The sequence below is a fragment of the Streptomyces sp. NBC_00503 genome, from assembly GCF_036346895.1.
Lineage (GTDB): Bacteria > Actinomycetota > Actinomycetes > Streptomycetales > Streptomycetaceae > Streptomyces.
In genome coordinates this window covers 7408905-7430034 of sequence record NZ_CP107855.1, presented here as the reverse complement: position 1 = coordinate 7430034, position 21130 = coordinate 7408905, and the positions used below count along the sequence as shown (strand labels likewise).

General features: G+C 73.7%; 22 protein-coding genes. 8 read left to right on the top strand and 14 right to left on the bottom strand.

Annotated elements, in window-relative coordinates; genetic code table 11:
- Window positions 1-71 precede the first annotated feature (71 nt).
- Window positions 72-545 carry a MarR family winged helix-turn-helix transcriptional regulator gene (locus OG490_RS33855; RefSeq protein WP_330300091.1) on the top strand — a complete coding sequence of 158 codons (474 nt, stop codon included), beginning with the start codon at window positions 72-74 and terminating at the stop codon, window positions 543-545.
- Here OG490_RS33855 and OG490_RS33850 read toward each other — a convergent pair.
- The 5 genes from OG490_RS33850 to OG490_RS33830 form a co-directional block, all read right to left on the bottom strand.
- The gene (locus OG490_RS33850; RefSeq protein ID WP_330300090.1) at window positions 508-1212 is read right to left on the bottom strand and encodes a cytochrome b/b6 domain-containing protein; all 705 of its coding nucleotides are present in this window, start codon (window positions 1210-1212) and stop codon (window positions 508-510) included. The genes OG490_RS33855 and OG490_RS33850 overlap by 38 nt on opposite strands.
- Entirely contained in the window at window positions 1196-2002 is an 807-nt protein-coding gene (locus OG490_RS33845) for a molybdopterin-dependent oxidoreductase (RefSeq protein WP_443065906.1), read from the bottom strand. Before OG490_RS33845 ends, OG490_RS33850 begins: the two co-directional genes overlap by 17 nt.
- A gap of 97 nt (window positions 2003-2099) precedes the next feature.
- Window positions 2100-2801, bottom strand: a complete 702-nt coding sequence (locus OG490_RS33840; protein WP_330301165.1) for an NADPH-dependent F420 reductase — start codon at window positions 2799-2801, stop codon at window positions 2100-2102.
- A 187-nt stretch (window positions 2802-2988) separates the two neighbouring features.
- Entirely contained in the window at window positions 2989-4350 is a 1362-nt protein-coding gene (locus OG490_RS33835) for an FAD-dependent oxidoreductase (protein ID WP_330300089.1), read from the bottom strand.
- Window positions 4351-4483: 133 nt separating this feature from the next.
- A complete protein-coding gene (locus OG490_RS33830) occupies window positions 4484-5287 on the bottom strand; it encodes a hypothetical protein (RefSeq protein WP_330300088.1) in 804 nt (267 codons plus the stop codon).
- A 105-nt stretch (window positions 5288-5392) separates the two neighbouring features.
- On the opposite strand from OG490_RS33830, the gene OG490_RS33825 reads away from it, so the two are divergent.
- Window positions 5393-5950, top strand: a complete 558-nt coding sequence (locus OG490_RS33825; RefSeq protein ID WP_330300087.1) for a hypothetical protein — start codon at window positions 5393-5395, stop codon at window positions 5948-5950.
- Here the strand turns inward: OG490_RS33825 and OG490_RS33820 are convergent.
- Window positions 5940-6494 carry a hypothetical protein gene (locus tag OG490_RS33820; protein ID WP_330300086.1) on the bottom strand — a complete coding sequence of 185 codons (555 nt, stop codon included), beginning with the start codon at window positions 6492-6494 and terminating at the stop codon, window positions 5940-5942. The genes OG490_RS33825 and OG490_RS33820 overlap by 11 nt on opposite strands.
- A 236-nt stretch (window positions 6495-6730) precedes the next feature.
- Between OG490_RS33820 and OG490_RS33815 the strand changes: the two genes are divergently transcribed.
- Both OG490_RS33815 and OG490_RS33810 read left to right on the top strand, forming a co-directional pair.
- On the top strand, window positions 6731-7468 hold the full coding sequence (locus OG490_RS33815) for an HNH endonuclease family protein (protein WP_330300085.1): 738 nt from the start codon (window positions 6731-6733) through the stop codon (window positions 7466-7468).
- The gene (locus OG490_RS33810; protein WP_330300084.1) at window positions 7465-8097 is read left to right on the top strand and encodes a hypothetical protein; all 633 of its coding nucleotides are present in this window, start codon (window positions 7465-7467) and stop codon (window positions 8095-8097) included. The genes OG490_RS33815 and OG490_RS33810 overlap by 4 nt, the downstream gene beginning before the upstream one ends.
- A gap of 19 nt (window positions 8098-8116) precedes the next feature.
- Here OG490_RS33810 and OG490_RS33805 read toward each other — a convergent pair whose 3' ends face one another.
- From OG490_RS33805 to OG490_RS33790, 4 genes are all read right to left on the bottom strand, one after another.
- The gene (locus tag OG490_RS33805; RefSeq protein WP_330300083.1) at window positions 8117-9271 is read right to left on the bottom strand and encodes a YncE family protein; all 1155 of its coding nucleotides are present in this window, start codon (window positions 9269-9271) and stop codon (window positions 8117-8119) included.
- Window positions 9272-9470: 199 nt separating this feature from the next.
- Window positions 9471-10004 carry a GNAT family N-acetyltransferase gene (locus OG490_RS33800; protein ID WP_330300082.1) on the bottom strand — a complete coding sequence of 178 codons (534 nt, stop codon included), beginning with the start codon at window positions 10002-10004 and terminating at the stop codon, window positions 9471-9473.
- Window positions 10005-10056: 52 nt separating this feature from the next.
- Window positions 10057-11085, bottom strand: coding sequence for an isopenicillin N synthase family dioxygenase (locus OG490_RS33795; protein WP_330300081.1), 1029 nt, complete (start codon window positions 11083-11085; stop codon window positions 10057-10059).
- A 53-nt stretch (window positions 11086-11138) separates the two neighbouring features.
- A complete protein-coding gene (locus OG490_RS33790; protein ID WP_330300080.1) occupies window positions 11139-12194 on the bottom strand; it encodes a GNAT family N-acetyltransferase in 1056 nt (351 codons plus the stop codon).
- A gap of 215 nt (window positions 12195-12409) precedes the next feature.
- Between OG490_RS33790 and OG490_RS33785 the strand changes: the two genes are divergently transcribed.
- On the top strand, window positions 12410-13198 hold the full coding sequence (locus tag OG490_RS33785) for a VOC family protein (RefSeq protein WP_330301164.1): 789 nt from the start codon (window positions 12410-12412) through the stop codon (window positions 13196-13198).
- On the opposite strand, the gene OG490_RS33780 is transcribed toward OG490_RS33785, so the two are convergent.
- Window positions 13119-14201, bottom strand: coding sequence for a PHP domain-containing protein (locus tag OG490_RS33780; protein WP_330300079.1), 1083 nt, complete (start codon window positions 14199-14201; stop codon window positions 13119-13121). The two genes, OG490_RS33785 and OG490_RS33780, sit on opposite strands and share 80 nt — an antisense overlap.
- Before the next feature lie 131 nt (window positions 14202-14332).
- Complete coding sequence (locus tag OG490_RS33775) at window positions 14333-15376, bottom strand: hypothetical protein (RefSeq protein WP_330300078.1); 1044 nt, start codon at window positions 15374-15376, stop codon at window positions 14333-14335.
- 184 nt (window positions 15377-15560) lie between these two features.
- Between OG490_RS33775 and OG490_RS33770 the strand changes: the two genes are divergently transcribed.
- From OG490_RS33770 to OG490_RS33760, 3 genes are read left to right on the top strand one after another with little or no spacing between them, the layout of a single operon-like run.
- Window positions 15561-16073: a mycothiol transferase gene (locus OG490_RS33770; protein ID WP_330300077.1), complete on the top strand. Its 513-nt coding sequence runs from the start codon at window positions 15561-15563 to the stop codon at window positions 16071-16073.
- Window positions 16073-17764 carry a carboxylesterase/lipase family protein gene (locus OG490_RS33765; RefSeq protein ID WP_330300076.1) on the top strand — a complete coding sequence of 564 codons (1692 nt, stop codon included), beginning with the start codon at window positions 16073-16075 and terminating at the stop codon, window positions 17762-17764. Before OG490_RS33770 ends, OG490_RS33765 begins: the two co-directional genes overlap by 1 nt.
- Window positions 17761-18903, top strand: coding sequence for a serine hydrolase domain-containing protein (locus OG490_RS33760; RefSeq protein ID WP_330300075.1), 1143 nt, complete (start codon window positions 17761-17763; stop codon window positions 18901-18903). Before OG490_RS33765 ends, OG490_RS33760 begins: the two co-directional genes overlap by 4 nt.
- A gap of 21 nt (window positions 18904-18924) precedes the next feature.
- On the opposite strand, the gene OG490_RS33755 is transcribed toward OG490_RS33760, so the two are convergent.
- Window positions 18925-20448: an MFS transporter gene (locus OG490_RS33755; protein WP_330300074.1), complete on the bottom strand. Its 1524-nt coding sequence runs from the start codon at window positions 20446-20448 to the stop codon at window positions 18925-18927.
- 54 nt (window positions 20449-20502) lie between these two features.
- Window positions 20503-21063 (bottom strand): TetR/AcrR family transcriptional regulator, encoded by a 561-nt coding sequence (locus OG490_RS33750; RefSeq protein WP_330300073.1) that lies wholly within the window; start codon window positions 21061-21063, stop codon window positions 20503-20505.
- Window positions 21064-21130 lie beyond the last annotated feature (67 nt).

Sequence of the window (21130 nt, the reverse complement as noted above, 5' to 3'; positions counted from 1 at the left end):
TCAATATGACACACAATTCAGTTGTGCACAATTTAGTTGCCGACACGGCCCCCCCGAGTACACTGGCCCGTATGACCGAGCAGCCGAGCGACACCCTCCCCGACCAGGACTTCCTGCGCCTCGACGGCCAGATCTGCTTCGCGCTCGGCGCGGCGAACCGCGCCTTCGGAGGCCTCTACCGCATCGTCCTGAAGGACCTCGGGCTCACCTACCCGCAGTACCTGGTGATGCTGGTGCTCTGGGAGCACGGGGAGATGCCGGTCAAACAGCTCGGACAGCACCTGCGCCTGGACTCGGGCACGCTCTCCCCGCTGCTCAAACGCCTCGAGGCGGCCGGTCTGATCGTCCGCGAGCGCAGCACGGCGGACGAGCGGTCCGTCCACGCGCGCCTCACCGGAGCCGGTACGGCGCTGCGTGCCCGCGCCGTCGAGGTGCCCCGGCGCATCGCCGCCGCGACCGGCTTCGAACTCGGCGAGATCAGGGACCTCCAGGACCGCCTGCGGAAGCTCACCGCCGCCCTGGACGCGGCGGTTCCGCAGGAGTAGCGGTGGGGGTGGCGGGCGGCGGGCGCCACAGGGGATGTTCCCGGCGCGCCCAGTCGGCGGCCACCGAACCGGTGCGCATGCCCCGGCGGGCCTCCGGGTCGGCCAGGGCCTTCATGACGTGGCCGCCGACGGCCACGGCCAAGGCTATGGCCAGCCAGTCGTGGACGAAGGTCGCGCCGGTCCGCCAGGGCAGCGGGGCCAGGCCGGTGAACCACATCAGCAGGCCGGTACCCAGCATCACCAGGGCCGCCCCCGCGCTCCAGCTCGCGTAGAGCTTCTGCCCGGCGTTGAACTTGCCCGCCGGGCGGGCGGTCGGCCGGTGGTCGCGGCGCAGCGCGGACCGCAGCCAGGTGCGGTCGTGCGGGCCGAACCGGTTGAGCCGGCGCAGGTCGGCGCGGAAGGCCCGGGAGACGAGCCCCAGCAGGACGGGGGCCGGGAGCAGCAGCCCCGACCACTCGTGGACGGTGACCACCAGGTGGCGGCGGCCGACGAGTTCGGCGAGGGGCGGCAGGTAGAGGCATCCGGCCGTGACCAGGCACAGCCCCCCGAGGGCGGCACTGGTCCGGTGGATCCAGCGCTCGGCGGCGGTGAAACGGCGCACCCGCTGCTCCCGGCCCTCCGAGTCGGCGCCGCCCGCCTCGCCCGCGCGTTCAGACCGTAGGAGCATCTTGGCGTCCGTTCGATTTGCCGACCCAGGCGTCGACGTCGTAGCCGAGTTCCTCCCAGTAGCCGGGCTTGACGTCCTCGGTGAGGGTGATGCCGGACAGCCACTTGGCCGACTTGTAGAAGTACATGGGAGCCACGTACAGGCGGACCGGGCCGCCGTGGGCGTGGCTGAGCGGCTTGTCCTGCATCTTCAGGGCGACCAGGACGTCTTCGCGGCGGGCCTGCGGGAGGGTGAGGCTCTCGGTGTAGGTGCCGTCGAAGCAGGTGAACCGGATCGCGCGGGCCTCGGGCCGCACTCCGGCGGCGTCCAGGAGCCGGGACAGCGGGACGCCCTCGAAGGGCGTGCCGGGCACCCGCCAGCCGGTGACGCACTGGACGTCGCGGACCACCCGGGTCTGCGGCAGGCCGCGCAGCGCGTCGAGGCTGTACGTGGCCGGGCGCTCGACCAGGCCGTCGACGGTGAGCCGGTAGTCCGCCGGGCCCCGTTCGGGGACCGAGGAGGTGACGGAGTAGTAGCGGAATCCGCCACCGCCCGGCAGCAGTCCGGTGAGGCCGGTCGGATCCTTGGTGGCGGCCGAGCCGAGGACCGCGTCGAACCCGCTCTGGAGTCGCGGCCCGGCGGCCAGACCGAGGGCGCCGAGCCCCACCATGCCGAGGACCAGCCGCCGGCCGACGGGGGCACCCCGGCCGTCGGGGTCGTCGGGGCCGGCCGGATCGTCCGGGCCATCGAGGCTGCCGGGCCCCCCGGAGGCGTGCGGGGGGCCCGGATCGGCGTGCTGTTCTCTGCTCACGTGCCGATTCGACCATCCGCCGCACCCGGCGGCCAGGGTTGGCGGGCTTCCGTCAGACTTCCGTCAGACTTCGGCCGGGCCCTCGTCGGATGGGGATCTAGCCGCGGAAGTCCTCCGGGCGTTCCGCCGAGGCCTCCGCGAGGGCCTTGACCACGGCCTGCGTGCCCGCGCGGAGCCCGTAGACGGGGGTGCCGGGCTGCTGGCGCCAGGAGTCGTCGATGCCGCCCGAGTCCACGCTGTCGAAGCCGAGTTCGTCGATGAGGGCCCGTACGGTCTTCTTCGCCGCCTCGTCGTCGCCCGCGACGGGCAGGGCCTGCCGGTCCGGGTGGCCGGCGTCGAGCGGCCGGTCCAGGATGTCTTCGGCGTAGGTGCCGTTGAAGGCCTTGACGACGGGGTGCCCGAGGTGGCTCTCGGTCCAGCGGCTCTCGGTGAGGCCCTCGTCCTCGATGCCGGGGATGCGGCCGTCGCGCTGGCGGGGGTAGTAGTTCCCCGTGTCGATGACGGCGAAGCCGGGCGCCGCCCCGTCGAAGAGGCCTGCGGGCAGGTCCGGGATGTTCTTCAGCGGGATCGTCACGACGACGACCTCGGCCCCGCGGGCCGCCTCGGCGACGGTGACCGGTACGGCGCCCGTCTCCTCGGCGAGGGCGGTCAGGGTCTGGGGGCCGCGCGAGTTGGCGACGGCCACGTCGTGTCCGAGGGCGGCCAGGCGCCGGGTCAGGTTGCCGCCGATGTTGCCCGCGCCGATGATGCCGATCTTCATGAGCTCTCCCGTGCGTCCAGGGTGGTCGGGTGTCGCGATGATCCGAACCTCCCGCGGGCGCCGGGCATTCCGCCCCGGGCCGACGAGTTCCCGATCTCCCCCGTACGAGGGACGGTTCCGGCCGAGGTGAGCCGGGGCGCGCACAGCACTCCGGCCGGGACACGCACTTCGCGGATCCCGGCCGGACTGCACGACTACGCGGCTACGCGACGTCGCGACTGCACGACTACGCGCCGCTCGCCTTGAGCATGTCCTCGCGCTCTACGAGCTTCACGCGCTCGCGGCCCTGCGGCTCGCCCAGCGCCTTCTCGGCGGCGTCGAGCTTGTGCCAGCCCTCCCAGGTGGTGAAGCGGATCTCCCGCTCGCCGAGGAAGGCTTCGACCGCCTCCGGCGCCGGGGCGGCCGGGGTGCGCAGGCGGCCGCCCGCGTGGTCGGCGAGGAGGTTGGCGACGGTCTCGTTCGCGTCGCCCTTCGTGTGCCCGATCAGGCCGATGGGGCCGCGGCGGATCCAGCCGGTGACGTAGGTGGACGCCAGGTGCTCGCCGGCTTCCATGACGCGGCCGCCCTCGTCCGGGACCGTTCCGGAGTCGACGTCCCAGGGGAGCTTGGGCAGTTCGTCGGAGAGGTAGCCGACGGCGCGGTAGACGGACCGGACGTCCCAGTCGGTGAACCGGCCGGTGCCCTTGACGTTGCCGGTGCCGTCGAGCTCGGTGCGCTCGGTGCGCAGGCCGACGACCGTGCCGTCCTCGCCGAGGATCTCGGTCGGGGACTCGAAGAAGTGCAGGAACAGTTTGTGCGGGCGGTCGCCGATGTCGCGGATCGCCCAGTTCTCCAGGGTCTTCGCGACCATGTCCGCCTGCTTGTTGGAGCGGCGGGTGGTGATCGAGCCCTCGTCGTAGTCGATGTCCTCGGGGTTGACGATGACCTCGATGTTCGGCGAGTGGTCCAGCTCGCGCAGCTCCATCGGGCTGAACTTGGCCTGCGCGGGGCCGCGGCGGCCGAAGACGTGGACCTCGAGCGCCTTGTTGGCCTTGAGGCCGTCGTAGACGTTCGCGGGGATCTCGGTCGGGAGCAGTTCGTCGGCGGTCTTGGCGAGGATCCGGGCGACGTCGAGGGCGACGTTGCCGACACCCAGGACGGCGACCTTCTCGGCCTCCAGCGGCCAGGTGCGCGGGACGTCGGGGTGGCCGTCGTACCAGGAGACGAAGTCGGCGGCGCCGTAGGAACCTTCGAGCTCGACGCCCGGGATGGTCAGCGCGCGGTCGGCGGTGGCGCCCGTGGAGAAGATGACGGCGTCGTAGAACGAGTGCAGTTCGTCGAGGCTTATGTCGTTCGGGTAGTCGACGTTGCCGAAGAGGCGGACCTGAGGCTTGTCGAGCACCTGGTGGAGGGCGGTGATGATGCCCTTGATGCGCGGGTGGTCGGGGGCGACGCCGTAGCGGATCAGACCGAAGGGCGCCGGCATCCGCTCGAAGATGTCGATGGACACACCCGGCTCGGTGGCCGCCTCGGACTTCAGCAGGGCGTCGGCGGCGTAGATGCCGGCGGGGCCGGCACCGACGATTGCTACCCGCAGGGGGCGAGGCATGGCTGGATTCCCTTCGAACGACGAAAGACTCGATCAAGGGAACCCTAAACTGAGGCAAGCCTAACCCAGCACCCACCCCCGACTTATGACCCTATAACTCTGACTTATGGCTTACCCAAGCACTGCTTGGGTCTCACCAGGACTCGGTGACGACCACGGAGGATGTGGCGCTGTCGCGGACCGTGAGCCCGCCCCTGTCCCCGTACACCTCGTGGCGCCAGGCCGCGAAGATCCCCGCCAGGGTGCGCGCGTCCTCGGCCTCGCCCTTCCCCACGTTGCTGGTGGTGAAGGACACCTCCGCCAGGCAGGCCCCGCGCACCTTGCGGACCCGGACATCGCTGATGCCGTTCGCCGGGATGCGGTCAATGCCGTCGGGCCCCTTCCGGCGGTGCTTCGTGAAGTAGGTGACGAACTCCGCGGTCATGTCGAACCAGCCGGCCGCGCCGCAGGGGCCCGCGCCGTTCGTGATGCCGGGGCGCTTGGACGGCGCGGGCATCCCGTCGGTGGGCGGGCCGGGAGTGCCGGTGTCCTGGTCGGTCGGCGGGTCGGGCGTGCCCGTGTCCTGGTCGGTCGGGGGGTCCGGGATGCCCGTGTCCCCGTCGGTCGGGGGTCCGACGTAGGGGCCGGTCTCCTGATCGGTCGGCGGATCGGGGGGTCCCGTCTCCTGATCCGTGGGCGGGCCCGCGTACCCGCCGGTCTGCTCCTCCGTCGGGATGTCGGGCGTGGCCGTGCCGGAGCCCTTGCCACCGCCCGCCGTCCCGTCCAGATCGCAGATCTCCGGACTGGGCGCCGCCACCGGGGCGGGCCCCGCCGCCTCCCCGGCCCGTACGGTGCCGCAGCCCGCGAGCGTGGCGCACAGCAGCGCCGCCACGGCGGCCAGGGCCGTCCGCCCGGCCGGATTCGTCCGCCCGGTCCGGGATGTCTCGGTCTTCGTCATGGCCATCGGCCCCCCTTTGCCCCTCAAGAGGGATTCACCGCAGCCACGGTTCCCCGCGTGGGCCGCTTTCCCGCCGGATGCGGGGCCGTGGTACCCCTGAGCGCCATGGATACCGACACCGGGACCCCCCGGCCCGACCGGCCGCTCCTCTTCCTCGACGTCGACGGACCCCTCATCCCGTTCGGAGGGACCGGCGGATATCCGGTGTACGACCCCCAGGGCCCGGCGGACGGAGCTCCGGAGCACCCGCTCCTCTCCCGGATCGATCCGGGACTCGGCCCCCGGCTCGCCGCGCTGCCGTGCGAGCTGGTCTGGGCCACGACCTGGGAGGACGACGCGAACCTGTGCGTCGCCCCGCGGCTCGGGCTGCCGCAACTGCCGGTGGTGCACTGGCCGGAACCCTCCGACGAGGACGGCCGGGGCGGGACGCACTGGAAGACCCCGGGTCTCGTCTCGCGGGCGGCGGGGCGGGCGTTCGTCTGGGTGGACGACGAGATCGGCGCAGCGGACCGGCGCTGGGTGCGCGCCCATCACACCGGAGCGGCCCTGCTGCACCGGGTCGATCCCCGGACCGGTCTCGGGGACGCGGACTTCGCCGCGCTCGAAGGCTGGCTGCGCGGCTTCGCGGGCACCGGGTCCGGGCGGCCGGGGCTCAGCGGATGAACGATTCGCCCTCGCAGTGCGGCGGTTCCTCGGAGCGGACCACCGCCTCGCGCCAGATCTCCTCGGTCCCGGTGGCTCCTCCGGCGTCCCCGTCCGGCTCGGCGTCGTCGTCGGTGCGCACCGCGCCCCAGACCAGTCCGTCGCCGTAGGACTCGGCCGGGATCAGGGAGACCACGTAGCGCCGGCCCGGTTCCAAGGTCTGGATCAGCGGTTCGGCCCGCGGTGACGTGCCGACGGGCTGGCCGACCACGACCTCGGTGGGGACCGCTCCCTTGAGGGTCTTCTCGACGTGCAGCGAGAGCAGTTCGCCGTCGGAGGAGTCGGAGGAGGAGGTCACGCCGGAGACGGTGGCCACGACCACGTCGCGCGCCACGTGCACGATGTACTCCGGTTTCGACCACGGGTCGGCGCAGGGCCGCTGCCCGGCCGTCGGTGGCGGCTGCGCGCCGTGGGCGGCGTGGGCGTTCCACGTCTCCCAGCCGGCGGTGCCCAGCATGACCACGGCGGTCGCGGCGACGGCGATCCGCACGGACCACGACATCATCGGCTTTCCTTCCTCACGGATCGGCGAAGGCTCGCATGATGACAGCGCCCGTACCCCGGATCCCAACTCCGTTCACCCATCAGGGGGATCGAGCCCGACCTGATGGCAGATCCGCCATCCGGCTCCGCCCGGAGGCGGGTTCACGGCTGCCGTCCGGCGAGCCGGATGGCTTCGCGGCCCGTCCGAAATGGGTAGGCTTCCCGGGACATCGTGCACGGCGGGTTCGGGGTGGGGTTATGGGACGTCAGATACGGGTGCCCGGTGTGCTGCTGGCGGCCTCGCTGCTGCTCGGCGCTGCCGCGTGTTCCGGTTCCGGTACGGGAACCGGCGGCCCGGCCAAGGACGCGAAGCCGGGCGCCTCCGCGCCCGCCAAGTCCGGAGCCCCCGCCCCCGCCGGCGGTAAGCCCGCCTCCGGGGACGTACTGCCGGGCATGGTCCCGGTGTCCGTCGCCCGGACCCAGCTGGCCGCCCTGAAGGTGGCGACTCCGGGGACCATGTCCGGTTACAGCCGGGACAAGTTCACGCACTGGGTGGACCAGGGCAACAAGTGCGACACCCGCGAGGTCATCCTCCAGCGGGACGGCGCGGACGTCACCCGGGACTCCGAGTGCAAGGCGGTCTCCGGCACCTGGAAGAGCCTCTACGACGACGTGGTGGTCACCGAGGCCTCGAAGATGGACATCGACCACATGGTGCCCCTGGCCGAAGGCTGGCGTTCCGGCGCCGCGGGATGGGACGCCGCGAAGCGCAAGGCCTTCGCGAACGATCTGACCCGTCCCCAACTGCTCGCGGTGAGCGCGTCCTCGAACCGGTCCAAGGGCGACCAGAGTCCCGACCTGTGGCAGCCGCCGTCGAAGGCGGCCTGGTGCCAGTACGGGCGGGCGTGGACGACGGTGAAGTCCACGTACGGCCTGACCGTCACGGAGCCGGAGAAGAAGATGCTGTCGACCATGCTGGACACCTGCGCGGCATGACACCGATCACGCGTTTCGACACCGGCGGTTTCACCGAGCGGGAGCCCGGGGTCTGGACCGACGAGCACGGGCTCGTCCTGTCCGTGCACTTCTTCCCCCTCGTACCCGATCTGCCCGCGCCCCTCGACGCTCCCGGGCCCCTGTACAACGGCCTCGCCCGGTCCGTGGCCTCGGCCGGGGCGGGCCTGATCGATGCCGAACTGGGCCACGTGGACGGCCTCCCTGCGGTCCGGCAGCTGGCCAAGGTGGCCCGGCCCGAGGGGCGGGGCCAGGTCTTCCTGGGGTCCTGGACGGTCCCCCGGGCCGGCTGCAGCACCGTCCTGAAGGTGCAGGCCGGAGAGGGGCCGATGACCGGTATGCGTGAGGCGGTCGTCCTCGATCGGCTCGGCGCGGAGCGGTACTTCGCCCCGCATCCGTACGGCCCCGGGGTGACGGGCGGTCTGCCGTACCACCTCGCCGACCTGGAGGACTGGGACGAGCCGTTCCCCGATCATCCGCTCACGCTGGTCCGCAGGACCCTGCGGCGGATCGTCCCGACCGTGGCCCTGCACGAGCAGTTCAAGGCCCTGCCCCCGTTCGCCCCTCAGCCTCCCCAGGCGCCGCGCCGCCGCTGGTTCGGCCGGTCCTGATCACGCCCCGCCGGGCCGCTCACAGCACGGCGATGCCGAGCGGCCGGGAGCCCGCCGCGAGCCGGTGGCTGCTCCCGCCGTCCAGGTCCACGACCGTGATGCCGTTCCAGTAACCGTCGCGCGTGTAGCCCCCGGTGACGTAGGCCGTGCGCCCGTCCCGGGAGACGGCCACGTCCTCGTGCGGCCCCTCCAGCGGGTACACGCGCTCCGCGCCGTCCGGGGAACGCACCGTGAGCGAGGGCCCCTTGCCCTTTCCGGGCTCCACGGCGCCGGTGCCGACGACCAGGAGCCGGCCGTCCGAGGTGACCGTGGTCCCGTGCTGGTGGGTGTCGGCCGTCAGCTTCTCGATGGTGGTGCTGCCGGTCCGCGGATCCACGACGGCCAGCCGCTCGCCCTCGAAGGGGAGCAGCAGCTTTCCGTCCGTCGGCCGCACGGCGGCGTAGTGCGGTTTCAGCCAGGACCCGAGGCCGCCCTCGGTCCCGTACGGGGCCACCTCTATGCGGCGGGGCCGCAGCGAGCCGGTGGGGACGACGGTGACGTCGAAGGAGTCGTGGCCGGTGACGTAGACCTCGGAGCCGTCGCGCGACACGTCCACGTCGAAGGGCCGCCGCCCCACCGGGACCACGGCGGACACCCGGGCCGTCGCCGTGTCGATGACCTCCAGCACACCGGTGGTCCCGGGAACGTTGACGCCCACGTACGCGTGCGCGCCGTCGGGCGACAGCGCGATGCCCATGCCGCCGCCCCGGTACTCGCCGCCTGTGACGGGCCCCGTGCCGGTGGTGCGGTAGGGGATGCGGGCCGTCCTGGTCCGCGTACGGGTGTCCACTACGGCGACCCCCTCGGCCGTGGCCACCCAGGCCCGGCCGTCCGCGCCGACGGCCAGGCCGTACGGGGCCCTGCCGACGGGGACGGAGCCGAAGGAGCCCTTGTCCGGGTCCACGAAGGTGACGGTGTCGGCCCCGAAGTCGGCGACCAGGAGGGTGCCTGCGGGAGTGGGCGAGGTCGTCGGGAGCGGGGAGGCGGCGGGCGCCGCGGCCGGAGGCCGCGCCGTGCCGGTCTGGGTGCAGGCTCCGAGGAGCAGCACCGCGGCGAGGGCCGCGAGGGCGGTACGGGTTCCCCGTGCGCGGCGGTGTGCGAGCGGACGCGGGCGCTGGCGGTCGTGCTCCGGCATGGGTGCCCCTCTCGGTTCCGGGGGCGGGGCCGGTGGTGCGCCCGCTCCCCCGTACCCATCCTCATCGCGCGGGACCCGCCGCCCGCTCCGCCCGGCGGTCGACACCCGGGTCAGCCGATCGGCTGACGCGGGCGGCCCGGGGGTGTGCGGGGCGCGGGGCCTGTGGCCTGGGGTGCGAGGCGTGGAACGCGGGGCGTGCTCAGGCCTCGTACTCCGTGAGGTCGATCCCGTGGATGTTGAGCAGGGCGCCGGTCTCCGGGGCCGAGACGTCCTTCTCGGCCGTCATGCCCAGCTTGCGGATCACGTTCTCGGACTCGTCGTTGCCCGCCCGGTTGACGGCGACGACCCGGTCCAGACCCCGGTCCTGGAGGGCGAACTCCAGCGTGGCGTGCGCGGCCTCGGAGGCGTAGCCCTGGCCCCAGAAGGACCGGCCGAGGCGCCAGGTGATCTCCGCGGCCGGAAGGACCTCGGGGAGCCACCACGGCATGGAGAGCCCGACGGCGCCGATCAGCTCGCCGGAGGCCAGCAGCTCGACGGCGAAGATCCCGAAGCCCTCCTCGTCCCACTCGTCCTCCCAGGCCTCCAGGAGCTCGGCGGTCTCCTCCAGGTCGAGGGTCTCCCCGTCACCGATCCAGCGCATCACTTCCGGGTCGGCGGTGATCTCCGACAGCGGGACGAGGTCGTCCTCGGTCCAGCGGCGGAGGAGGAGGCGGGGGGTGCGGATCTCGGTCATGAGCACATCCTGCCGAACGCGCCCGGCATCGGGTAATCGGGGTCGCCCCGACCTACCCGTCGGCCCCCGGATCCGCCCCCGGACCTGCCGCTTCGCTCGCCTTCGCGTCCCCCTCCCCCGGGACGGTGATCGCGTCGAGCTTCGCCCTCAGGTAGGCGTGCGAGTCGACCGGATCGTGCGTGATCCGGCCGATGGGCGCCGGCAGGGACTCCACGAGGACATGGGGGTCGCACTCGTAGAAGTAGACCAGCGAGATCAGCTCCTCGGCCGGTGCGTCCGCGGGCGGGGGCAGGACCCGGTGGCGGCCGGCCCGCCACCGGTCGCCCGTCCAGCGCGCCATCAGGTCGCCGATGTTCACGGTGAGCGCGGCCGGATCGTACGGGGCGTCCTGCCAGCCCTCGGCGTCGGTGTGGATCTGGAGCCCGCCGGCGCCCTGCTGTCGGTCCAGGACGGTGACGGTGCCGAAGTCGGTGTGCGCGCCGATCCGGAACTGGCCGGGGAGCGGGGGTCCGACGCGCTCGGTGCCGGGGTACCAGTTGACGTTGAAACCCCAGGTCGGGTGGCCCGTATGCCGGGTGAAATGGTCCGGATCCAGGCGCAGCGCGGCGGCCAGCAGTTCCAGGAGCTCGTCGCAGAGCCCCCGCATCGCGGCCAGGTAATCCGCCGCGAGCGGCCGCAGCGCGGGAGCCTCGGCCGGCCAGGCGTTGGGCCGGAACCACTCCGCGTCCACCGAGGGGATCCCCGTGGGGTCCTCGGCCGCGCAGGACCACGATTCCTTGAGGTCGGGCGGGGAGGCGGCGCCCTCCGCATAGCTGTTGGCCTCCGCGCCGGGGCCGAGCCAGCCGCGCCCGCCGACCGCCACGGCGTACGGGGCCTTGGCGGCGGCCGGGAGCCGGAAGAACTCCCGCGCCGCCCCGCGGATCCGCTCGGGCAGCTCCGGGTCGATCCCGTGCCCGGTGACCAGCAGGAAGCCGGCCGCCTGGAGCGCTTCGTCGACCCGGGAGGCGATGCGGCGGCGCTCCTCGGCCCCGCCGCCGCGCCACGGGCCGAGATCGATCACGGGGACCTGGGAACTCACCACGGCGGGACCTGCTTTCCGGGTCGGAGCGGCGGAGCAGCCCGTGCCGAGACGGCCTAGCGCAGGGCGTACCGGATCGTGCCTTCCCCGGAGCCCGCCTCCGTGAAACCGACCCGCCGGACCACCGCGTGGGAGGCGGCGTTGTCCTCGTCGATCGTGGCCGTCAGCAGGGTGAGGCCCGGCTGGCGCAGGGCCCAGCCCGTCAGCGCCTTCAGCGCCTCCGTGGCGTAGCCGTTGCCCCGGGCCGAGGGGACCAGGTCGTAGCCCATCTCGGCGCGGCCGTCGGCGTCCGGGACCCCGTGGAAGCCCATGCCTCCGATGGCCCGCCGGTCGCTCGCGCGGACGATGACGTACGGGCCCCAGCCCCGCCGGTACCTTCCCTCCTCGTGCGCCTTCACCACCGACCCGGCGGCGCGCCGGGTACCGTCGGCGGGGCCGTCCGCGGCCCAGTCGAACCCGCCGGCGCCGCCCGCCACCAGGTCGGCCGCGACCGCCGGGAGGACGGGGCAGAGCAGTACGCGTTCGGCCGCGACCGGGTCGGCGTACCAACGCCACACCGTCTTGCGGGCCAGGCCGGGGAGTTCGCCCCGTCCGGTGGCCCACAGCAGGGTCCGCCAGGCGTCGGTCCCGCGGGGAATGTGCGGGAAGAGCCGGTCCAGGACCCGCGCGGGCAGTTCCGGGCCCGGTTCCCAGTCGTGGACTCCGAGGCCGCCGAGGATGTCGTGGGTGTGCAGCAGCACCTCGACCACGCCCATCGCGGCGAAGCCGGTCGCGTCCGCGTTTCCGTACGGATGCCACGCCCGGTCGTCGGGTCGGGCGACGGCGGTGACGGCGGACAGGAAACCTCCGCTCGCCGTGATCATCTGGATGAGGCCGTCGGGGGTGGTGCCCTCGTCGGCGCGTACCTCCAGCGGGACGTACCCCTCGCTGGCGCGGACCGTGAGCTGGGCGGCGTAGGCGGTGAAGTCCTCGGCCACGTGGACGGCGGTGTCGTAGCAGTTCCACTCCAGGCCTGCGGCCGGCACCGTCCAGTCGAGATGGGCGACTTCCTGCAGCGCCTTCGTGCAGAGGGATACTGCGGTGTCCACGTCCTGTGAACCGATGATCGTCATGCACCGAACTCTAGAAGCCCGCCCGGGTGCCGCCAACGGGATTTCCGTGGCCCACGGCCGGTGGCCCCGGTGGCGCGCCTGCGGGCCGTGCCGGGGGCCGGGGCGCAACGCTTGTGCTCGGACGGCGCGAGCGGACCGCGCCCCGGTGAAGGGCGGAACAAGCGGTGGAGATTTCGACGAGGGACGTCTTCGGGGCGCCGTGCTGGGTGAGCCTGATGGCCCGCGACCTCGGTGCGGCGCAGCGGTTCTACGGTGCGGTCGTGGGCTGGCGGTTCAAGCCCACGCGGCTCGGCGACGCGTTCTCGGTGGCCGACCTGGACGGGGTTCCGGTGGCCGGGATCGGGGCGCTGGCCGGGGACCTGGCGGTGCCGGTGGCCTGGACCCCGTACTTCGCCGTGGACGACGCGGACGTGGCGGTGAGCCGGGTGCGGGAGCGCAGCGGGACGGTCGCGGTGGGCCCTGTGTCCTTCGAGTCCGGGGGCCGCGCGGCGCTGGTGGCGGACCGGGACGGGGCGGTGTTCGGGATCTGGGAGGGCCAGGTGTCGGCGGGCTGGCGGGTGGGCACGGGACACGCGCCGGCCTGGCTGGAGCTCCGTACCCGCGACGCCTTCGAATCGGCGATCTTCTACGGGGAGGTCCTGGAGTGGGCCACCGGGCGCGCCGGGTGCTGCGAGGTCAGTTACGAGAAGGACCAGGTCGTGCTGCGGCAGGACGGGGAGGCGGTGGCGCGGCTCGACAGCGGTCCCGTGGAGGCGGGCGCCTACAGCCCGTACACCCGGCCCCGTTGGCACGTCCACTTCCGGGTGGCCGCGCTGGATGCGGCTGTGGAGGCGGCGGAGGCGCTGGGCGGGCGGACGGTCTCGGACATCGGGGAGAGCGGGACCGAGCGGTGGGTGTCCTTGCGCGATCCGGACGGGGCCCTGTTCACGCTGACGGCGTCCCGGGAGACGGACGGCGGGTCCGGGACCGGGGGCGGGGCTGCTTCCGGGTCCGGGTCCAGGTGAGGAGGTCGGCCGCCGCCCAGGTGTTGATGATCCGGTCGGCCGGTACCCCGCATTCCAGGGCGCGTTCGCAGCCGGTGGTCTGCCAGTCGAGCTGGCCCGGGGCGTGGGCGTCGGTGTCGATGGCGAACCAGGTGCCCGCGGCGACGGCGAGCCGCAGCAGCCGGCGCGGCGGGTCGAGCCGCTCGGGCCGGCTGTTGATCTCCACGGCGGCGCCGGACTCGGCGCAGGCCGCGAAGACGGCCTCGGCGTCGAACTCCGACTCGGGGCGGGTCCTGCCCGTGACCAGCCGCCCGGTGCAGTGGCCGAGGACGTCGAGGTGCGGGTTGCGCACGGCGGTGATCAGCCGCCGGGTCATGGCGGGGGCTTCCATCCGGAGTTTGGAGTGGACGGAGCCGACCACCAGGTCCACTTCCGCGAGGAGTTCGGGTTCCTGGTCGAGCGAGCCGTCGGCCAGGATGTCGCACTCGATGCCGGTGAGCAGCCGGAACGGGGCCCAGCCGGCGTTGAGTTCGGCCACGGTCCGCAGCTGTTCGCGCAGCCGCTCGGGCGAGAGCCCGCGGGCCACCTTCAGGCTGGGCGAATGGTCGGTGAGCACGGCCCAGTCGTGGCCGAGGGCGGCCGCGGCCCGGCCCATCGCCTCGATCGGGGCGCCCCCGTCGGACCACTCCGAGTGCATGTGGCACTCGCCGCGCAGGGCCGCGCGCAGGGCGAGGGCCCCGGGGCTCGGCGGCGGGCCTTCGGGATGTGCGGCGACCCGGTCCTCCAGCCGCTGCAGGTACGCGGGGACGGACCCGGCGAGGGCTTCCCGTACTACCTGGGCCGTTTTGGGCCCGATGCCCTTCACGGATTCCAGCGAGTCCGCCGCGACCCGCTCGGCCACCTCCCGCTCCCCCATGTGGACGAGGGCCGCGGAGGCGGCGCGGAAGGCCTGGACCCGGTACGTGGGTTCCTGGGCGCGCTCCAGCAGGAAGGCGATCCGCTCCAGCGCCGCCACCGGGTCCATCGCGTGTCTCCTTCCTCAGAGTGGCGAAGGGGTCCGGGCGGCGATCCCGTGGGATGCCGCCCGGACCCTGCTCCTGTGCCTGTGCCGGGGCCGTGGTCAGGGCCTCGGCCTGCGCCCGGTCCTGTCGGTGGTCAGGCGCCGTCCGCCGGGCCGGCCGACGGACGGTGCTGCAGGGCCAGACCCGCGAGGACCGCTCCGGTCGCCGCGCTCAGCACCGCCGTGACGCCGGCCCAGCTCACGGAGGCGCCGACCGCTCCGGCGAGCGGGTCGAACTCCACTGCTCCGCCGATCACATGGAGCGCGGTGACGCCCAGCGCGACCACGGCTCCGGCCCGCCAGGCCCATGCGGTGTCCCGTATCGCCAGCAGGGCTCCGGAGGTCAGACAGAGGAGGGTGACCGCCAGGGCGAGCAGCCCGCCGGTGTCGCCGGAGAACAGTCCGGCCGGGTCGGCGGGGACGTGCAGCGCTCCGCAGACCAGCAGCGCGAGCGCCACCGGCCAGCGCAGCACGCGGCCCAGGACGCCGCCGACGGCCCTGGTCGGCGGCCGGGGCCGGTCCGGAACCCGGGGCGGGACCGGAACGGGGGCGGGCGCCAGGTGGACGGCGGTCCGGCCCGGCCCGCCCGGCTGGCTCTCGGCCCGGCGGTACGGGGCCTGTTCGCCGGTTCCGAGGATGCTCACCAGCAGGGCCACGTCCTCGATGGGCCGCCCGAGGGCGGCGGCCTTCAGGGTGATGTCGGCCTCGCCGGTCGCGTGCGGGGGTTCGCCCAGCAGGTCGACCATCTCGCGGACCTCGTGGACCGGACGGGCCACGGCCGCCGCGCGCAGCGCAGCGTGTCCGGGGTTGGGCTGCTGGCCGGAGTCCTTGAGGAGGCCGACCAGCGCGGTGACCTCACTGACCGGCCGGCCGGTGGCGGCGGTCTCCAGGAGGGTGCGCACCCGCGTGGCCCCCGCCCCGTCCTGCGGCGCGGTCGGGATCCCGGGATCGGCGTCCGCGCCGGGGCCGGGGTCCGCCTCCAGGGGTGGCGCGGAGTCGTGGGCGTCCGTCTTCTCGGCGGTCTCGGCGTTCTCGGCGGTCTCGGTGCTCGCGACCGGGGGCGGCCAGATTTCCGTGGTGTCGGGGAGCCCGCGCGGGTCTTCGTACTCCGTCGCGGCGAGCGTGATCGGGTCATTCATGGAAAGCTCCGTTCGCCGACGCGCGGGTCTACACATCGCACGCCGGTCATCGTGCGTCATGGGAAGCGCACGCTTTGTTACATTCAGCGCCACCTCGCCGCGCTGCGCCATTCGGGGCGGGCAAACGGGGGTCCCCCGCGGCGCCGCGGGGCCTGTCGCCGCCTGTCGTGGGCATGGTGGAGGCATGAAGGGTACGGAGGTACTGGCCGACGCGTTCGGCCGGATCCAGGACGTGGTGCACGAGGCGGTCGAAGGCCTGGCCGCCGCAGAACTGGACGCCCGGATCGACGCGGGCGCGAACTCGATCACCTGGCTCGTCTGGCACCTGACCCGGGTCCAGGACGACCACGTGGCGGACGCGGCCGGCTGGGAACAGGTCTGGCACGCGGAGGGGTGGGACGACCGGTTCGCCCTGCCGCTGCCCGCTGGATCGACGGGGTACGGGCACACCGCGCACCAGGCCGGCACCGTACGGGTCGACTCCGGGGAGCTGCTCCTGGGGTACTTCGACGCCGTCCACGCGCAGACCCTGCGGTTCCTGCGGGGGCTGGGCGCCGCCGAACTGGACCGGGTGGTCGACGAGCGGTGGGATCCGCCGGTGACCCTGGGCGTCCGCCTGGTCAGCGTGATCGCCGACGACCTCCAGCACGCGGGACAGGCGGCCTTCGTACGGGGCGTGCTGACGAGGGGGCGCTGATGGCGGCGCCGACCGGGCGGAACCCAGGGCGGGCCGCCCGACGCGCGCTCCTGCCGATGGCGACCCTGGCCACGGCCGCGGCCCTGGCCCTGCTCCTGCCTGTCGCCGCCCCTGGCCCGGCCGGGGCGGCTGCCGCCGATGACGGCGGCCGACCCGTGGTGGACACCGATCGCGGGCCGGTTCGGGGACGGCAGGCGGCCGGGTACCGCACCTTCGAGGGCATCCCCTACGCCGCGCCGCCGACCGGCCCGCTGCGCTGGCGGCTCCCGGTGCCCGCGGCGCCGTGGTCCGGGGTGCGGGACGCGGGCGCACCCGGCGCCCGCTGCGTCCAGCTGCCCGCGGTGGGACCGGGCGGGCCGAGCGGCTCGGAGGACTGCCTGTTCCTCAACGTCACCGCTCCGGACGGCGCCCCGGCCGAAGGAGCTCGGCCCCGGCGCCCCGTCATGGTCTGGTTCCACGGGGGCGGGTTCGTCAACGGCGCGGGCGATCTGTACCGGCCGGGGAAGCTGGCCGCCGAGGGCGGCGCCGTGGTCGTCACGGTCAACTACCGACTCGGCGTCTTCGGCCTCTTCGCGCACCCCGCCCTCGGCGGCGCCCCCGACTTCGCGCTCGCCGACCAACAGGCCGCGCTGCGCTGGGTACGGGCGAACGCAGCCCGGTTCGGCGGCGATCCGGACCGGGTCACCCTCTTCGGGGAGTCCGCCGGAGCCCTCAGCGTCTGCGCGCACCTGGTCTCCCCGGCCTCGGCCGGCCTCTTCCACCGGGCGATCGTGCAGAGCGGCTCCTGCTCCACCACGATTGCGGCCCGGTCCCTGCTGCCGGGGCTCGGCGCCTACACGCCGTTCGTTCCGCGGGAGCGCACCCTCTCCGAGGGCTCGGCCGCGGCCGCCGGCCTCGGCTGCGACCGGCCCGAGCCCGCCGACACCGCTGCCTGCCTGCGCGCCCTGGACCCCGGGAAGCTCGCGACGCCCGAGCTGATGGGCCGGTTCTCCCTCGTGTCCTACGGTGGCGACCTGCTGCCGACCGAGCCGCGACTGGCCCTGGAGCGCGGGGAGTTCGCCCGGGTCCCGGTGATGCAGGGCTCGAACCGGGACGAGATGCGGATCTTCCTCGGGCAGACCCTGGCCGCCTACCCGGTCGGTGACCCGCAGGGCTACCGGGCCCGGCTGCGCGCCTCGTTCGGGGCTTCGGCCGACCGGATCGAGGCCGCCTATCCTGTGACGGCCCACCCGACGCCCGCGCTGGCCTTCGCCGCCGTGCTGTCCGACGCCTCGTTCCTGTGCCCGCAGCTGCGGGACAGCCGGGTGCTGGTGCGGCACGTGGCCACGTACGACTACCGGTTCGACGACCGGGACGCCCCGAACTACACCGGGCTGCCGGAGGTGGCGGGCTTCCCGTACGGGGCCTCGCACGGCTTCGAGCTGCCCTACCTCTTCGACACCGGGCTGCCGCTCAGCACTGAGCAGCGAACGCTGTCGGAGCGGATGACCGGCTACTGGACCCGGTTCGCTGCGACCGGGGACCCCAACGCGCCCGGTGCGGCGCCCCAGTGGCCGCGCTCACCCGCCGTGCTGTCCCTGTCGCCGGGGCCTTCGGGAATCCGTGCCGTGGACGCATCGGCGGAACACCACTGCGCCCTGTGGGACTCCGTGGCGCGCACCCCCGAAGAGCTCGGAGAGGCGGACTCGTGACCGGTTTGCTCGAAGACATCCTCCAGCCGTACGTGGAGAGCAAGGCCCTGCCCGGGGCGGTGGCCCTGGTGGACCGGGGCGACGGCTCCGAGCCGGAGGTGGCCGTCGTCGGCAGCGCGGACGCCGCGGGCGGCGCCCCGATGGTCCGGGACTCCATCTTCCGGATCGCCTCGCTGACCAAGCCGGTGATCGCGGCGGCGGTCATGACCCTGGTCGAGGAGGGCCGGTTCGCGCTCGTCGACCCGGTGGCTCCCTGGCTGCCGGAGATCGCCGAACCTGTGGTCGTACGCACCCCCGCGAGCCCGGTCGATGACGTGGTCCCGGCGGCGCGGCCGGTCACCGTAGGCGATCTGCTGACCTTCCGCGCGGGCTGGGGTTTCCCCGCGGACTTCTCGCTCCCCGCGGTGGCCCCGCTCTTCGGCGAACTGCTGCAGGGGCCGCCGCAGCCGCAGCGGGTGGCGGCGCCGGACGCCTGGATGGCCGCACTGGCCCGGATCCCGATGCTCCACCAGCCGGGCGAGGCCTGGCTGTACAACACCTGCTCGGACATCCTGGGCGTGCTGATCGCGCGGGTGGCCGGATGTTCGCTGCCCGAGTTCCTGACGGAGCGGGTCTTCGAGCCGCTGGGGATGACGGACACCGGTTTCGCGGTGCCGGCGGGGCAGCTGGGCCGCTTCACGCACCAGTACCGCACCGGCCCGGACGGCGGCCTCGAACTGGTCGACGCCCCCGACGGGCAGTGGAGCTCCGTGCCCGCCTTCCCCTCCGGCGGCGGCGGGCTGGTGTCCACCCTGGACGACTACCACCGGTTCGCCCGGATGCTGCTGGAGGGGGGCGGCCCGGTGCTCGCCCCCGAGTCGGTGCGGCTGATGACCACCGACTGGCTGACCCCGGCCCAGCGGGCCGGGGCCGGACTCTTCCTGGAGGGCCAGGGCTGGGGCTTCGGCGGTTCCGTCGACATCACGCCGACGGACCCCTGGAACGTCCTGGGCCGCTACGGCTGGATCGGCGGGACCGGTACGGCCGCGCACATCGTCCCGTCGACCGGCGCCGTCAGCCTCCTGATGACACAGCTGGAGCTGACCGGCCCGACGCCGCCGGAGCGGATGCGCGAGCTGTGGGCGTACGCAGCCTCGTAGGCCCTGTGCCGCCGGACCGGGTCAGTGGTTCTCGGTCGGCTGGAGATCGCGCGGGATCAGCGTCCAGGTGGTCGCGGCGGCGGCCACCGCGAGGGCACCGGCCAGCAGGAACGCCGGGGTGATCGCGAGGGTGTAGGCGTGCGAGGCGGCGTCGAGCAAGGTCTGGCCGACGCTGCCGCCGAGCCGTTCGGCGGTGTGGGCGGCCTCGCCCACGGAGTCCCGCACGGCGCTCAGCGTGGCGCCGTCCAGGTCCAGGGCAGGAAGGTTTCCGCGGTAGAGCGCGGCGGCCGTCGAGCCGAGGATGGCCACGCCCATGGCCGAGCCCAGTTCGTAGCAGGTCTCCTCGATCGCGGCGGCGCTGGAGACCTCGTCCGCGGGGGCCGCGGAGATGAGGGTCACCGAGGCGACGGTGGTGGCGAGGCCCGCACCCAGACCCATGATCGTCAGGGCCGCAGCGAAGGCCGGGTAGCCGAGGTCGGTGAACTGCTGGAGGGTCCAGGGCAGGGCCATGCCCGTGGCGAGGACCAGCAGGCCGCCGCCGAGGACGTGCCGGATCGCGAAGCGCTGCATGAGGGTCGGGGCGACCATCGAGGCGCAGATCAGCGCGAGCGGGGCGGGCAGCAGCCGCAGACCGGCCTCGAGCGGGGTGTACCCCTGGCCGTACTGGAACCACTGGGTGACCAGGAAGAGGATCGCGCCCATGCCCACCATCGGCAGGAAGATCGCGGTGGCTGCCACGCTGAAGGCGGGCTTGGCGAAGAGCCTGACCTGGAGCAGCGGGTTGTCCAGGCGCAGCTGGCGGCGTACGAACATGGTCAGCGAGACCACGGCGAGGGCGAGCAGCACCCAGGGCAGCGGGTCGGCGACACCGCTCTTGCCGAGCTGCTTGATGCCGCCCGCGAGGGCGAGCATGCCGACGATCGACTGGCCGACGCCCCACCAGTCCCAGGCGCCGGTGGCGCGCGGGGAGCGGGATTCGGGGAGGTAGCGCAGGCCGGCCGCGACGATGACCGCTGTCACGGGCAGGTTGAGGAGGAAGGCGGAGTGCCAGCCGTAGTCCTGGACGAGGAGCCCGCCGACGACCGGGCCGAAGGCCATGCCGCCGCCGAAGACGGCCGCCCAGACGGCGAGTGCGAAGGCGCGCTCCTTGGCGTCGGTGAAGACGCTGCGCAGGATGGACAGGGTGGACGGCATGATCGCCGCGCCGCCGACGCCGAGGAGGGCGCGGGCGGCGATGACGTGCCAGGCCTCGGTGGAGAAGACGGCGATGAGCGAGGCGACGGCGAAGATGCCGAAGCCGGCCATCAGGAGCCGCTTGCGGCCCCAGCGGTCGCCGAGGGCTCCGGCGGTGACGAGCAGGCCGGAGAGGGCCAGCGCATAGATGTCGATGATCCACAGCTGCTGTACGGCGCCGGGCTGGAGGTCGCCGACGAGCGAGGGGAAGGCCACGTTGAGGATCGTGGTGTCCATTGAGATGAGCAGGAGGCTGCCGGAGAGGATCGCGAGCACGATCCAGCGGCGCGGGTCCTGCGTGGGGGTGTGCATGGGGGTTCCGTTCACGCGTGTACGGGGGGTGCGAGGTGGGGTGGGGTGGGCGGGCTACTCGGCGGTGGGCGGCCGGGTCCCGCTGAGGAAGGAGGCGAGGACGAGCCGGCCGATGTCGCGGGGCGCGAGGTGGCCGTCGCGGACGCCTTCGGCGGCTGCGTCGAGCAGGCCCCACAGCGAGTACCAGATCCAGTACGCGGGCAGGTCCACGCGCAGCCGCCCGAGGCGCTGGCCGAGGGCCAGGAAGGCGAGTGCCCGCTGATCCTGGCGCTGGATTCCGGCCCGGAACTCGGGGTCGGCGAGCACGGTGGCATCGCGCGAGGTGAATCCGTACAGGTGCGCGGCGGGCATCAGACCCGTGACGAGCCGCTCCAGCGCGGCGTCGAAGTCCGCGGCGTCGGCGGTGGCCGGCAGATCGGCGGGCGCCAGGCACCCGTCGACCACGTCGATGGCCCGGACGGCCACGGCTTTGAGCAGCGCCTCTCGGGTCGCGTAGCGACGGCCGAGCGTGGCCCGGCTGGTCCCGATGCCGGCCGCGATGTGCGCCATGGAGGCGCTGTGGTCGCCGGCGAGTACGCGGGCGGCGCCGTCCAGTAGCTCTTGTTCGTGCACCATGTGATCCTCCCTCGCCTCAAACGATACAAATATGTCTCACTTGAAGCAAGTCTGGTGCAAGCCGACG

Coding starts and splice junctions, on each gene's coding strand:
- OG490_RS33855 (WP_330300091.1), top strand. CDS start 72: ATGACCGAGCAGCCGAGCGACACCCTCCCCGACCAGGACTTCCTGCGC.
- OG490_RS33850 (WP_330300090.1), bottom strand. CDS start 1,212: ATGCTCCTACGGTCTGAACGCGCGGGCGAGGCGGGCGGCGCCGACTCG.
- OG490_RS33835 (WP_330300089.1), bottom strand. CDS start 4,350: ATGCCTCGCCCCCTGCGGGTAGCAATCGTCGGTGCCGGCCCCGCCGGC.
- OG490_RS33830 (WP_330300088.1), bottom strand. CDS start 5,287: ATGACGAAGACCGAGACATCCCGGACCGGGCGGACGAATCCGGCCGGG.
- OG490_RS33825 (WP_330300087.1), top strand. CDS start 5,393: ATGGATACCGACACCGGGACCCCCCGGCCCGACCGGCCGCTCCTCTTC.
- OG490_RS33820 (WP_330300086.1), bottom strand. CDS start 6,494: ATGATGTCGTGGTCCGTGCGGATCGCCGTCGCCGCGACCGCCGTGGTC.
- OG490_RS33815 (WP_330300085.1), top strand. CDS start 6,731: ATGGGACGTCAGATACGGGTGCCCGGTGTGCTGCTGGCGGCCTCGCTG.
- OG490_RS33810 (WP_330300084.1), top strand. CDS start 7,465: ATGACACCGATCACGCGTTTCGACACCGGCGGTTTCACCGAGCGGGAG.
- OG490_RS33805 (WP_330300083.1), bottom strand. CDS start 9,271: ATGCCGGAGCACGACCGCCAGCGCCCGCGTCCGCTCGCACACCGCCGC.
- OG490_RS33800 (WP_330300082.1), bottom strand. CDS start 10,004: ATGACCGAGATCCGCACCCCCCGCCTCCTCCTCCGCCGCTGGACCGAG.
- OG490_RS33790 (WP_330300080.1), bottom strand. CDS start 12,194: ATGACGATCATCGGTTCACAGGACGTGGACACCGCAGTATCCCTCTGC.
- OG490_RS33785 (WP_330301164.1), top strand. CDS start 12,410: ATGGCCCGCGACCTCGGTGCGGCGCAGCGGTTCTACGGTGCGGTCGTG.
- OG490_RS33780 (WP_330300079.1), bottom strand. CDS start 14,201: ATGGACCCGGTGGCGGCGCTGGAGCGGATCGCCTTCCTGCTGGAGCGC.
- OG490_RS33775 (WP_330300078.1), bottom strand. CDS start 15,376: ATGAATGACCCGATCACGCTCGCCGCGACGGAGTACGAAGACCCGCGC.
- OG490_RS33770 (WP_330300077.1), top strand. CDS start 15,561: ATGAAGGGTACGGAGGTACTGGCCGACGCGTTCGGCCGGATCCAGGAC.
- OG490_RS33765 (WP_330300076.1), top strand. CDS start 16,073: ATGGCGGCGCCGACCGGGCGGAACCCAGGGCGGGCCGCCCGACGCGCG.
- OG490_RS33755 (WP_330300074.1), bottom strand. CDS start 20,448: ATGCACACCCCCACGCAGGACCCGCGCCGCTGGATCGTGCTCGCGATC.
- OG490_RS33750 (WP_330300073.1), bottom strand. CDS start 21,063: ATGGTGCACGAACAAGAGCTACTGGACGGCGCCGCCCGCGTACTCGCC.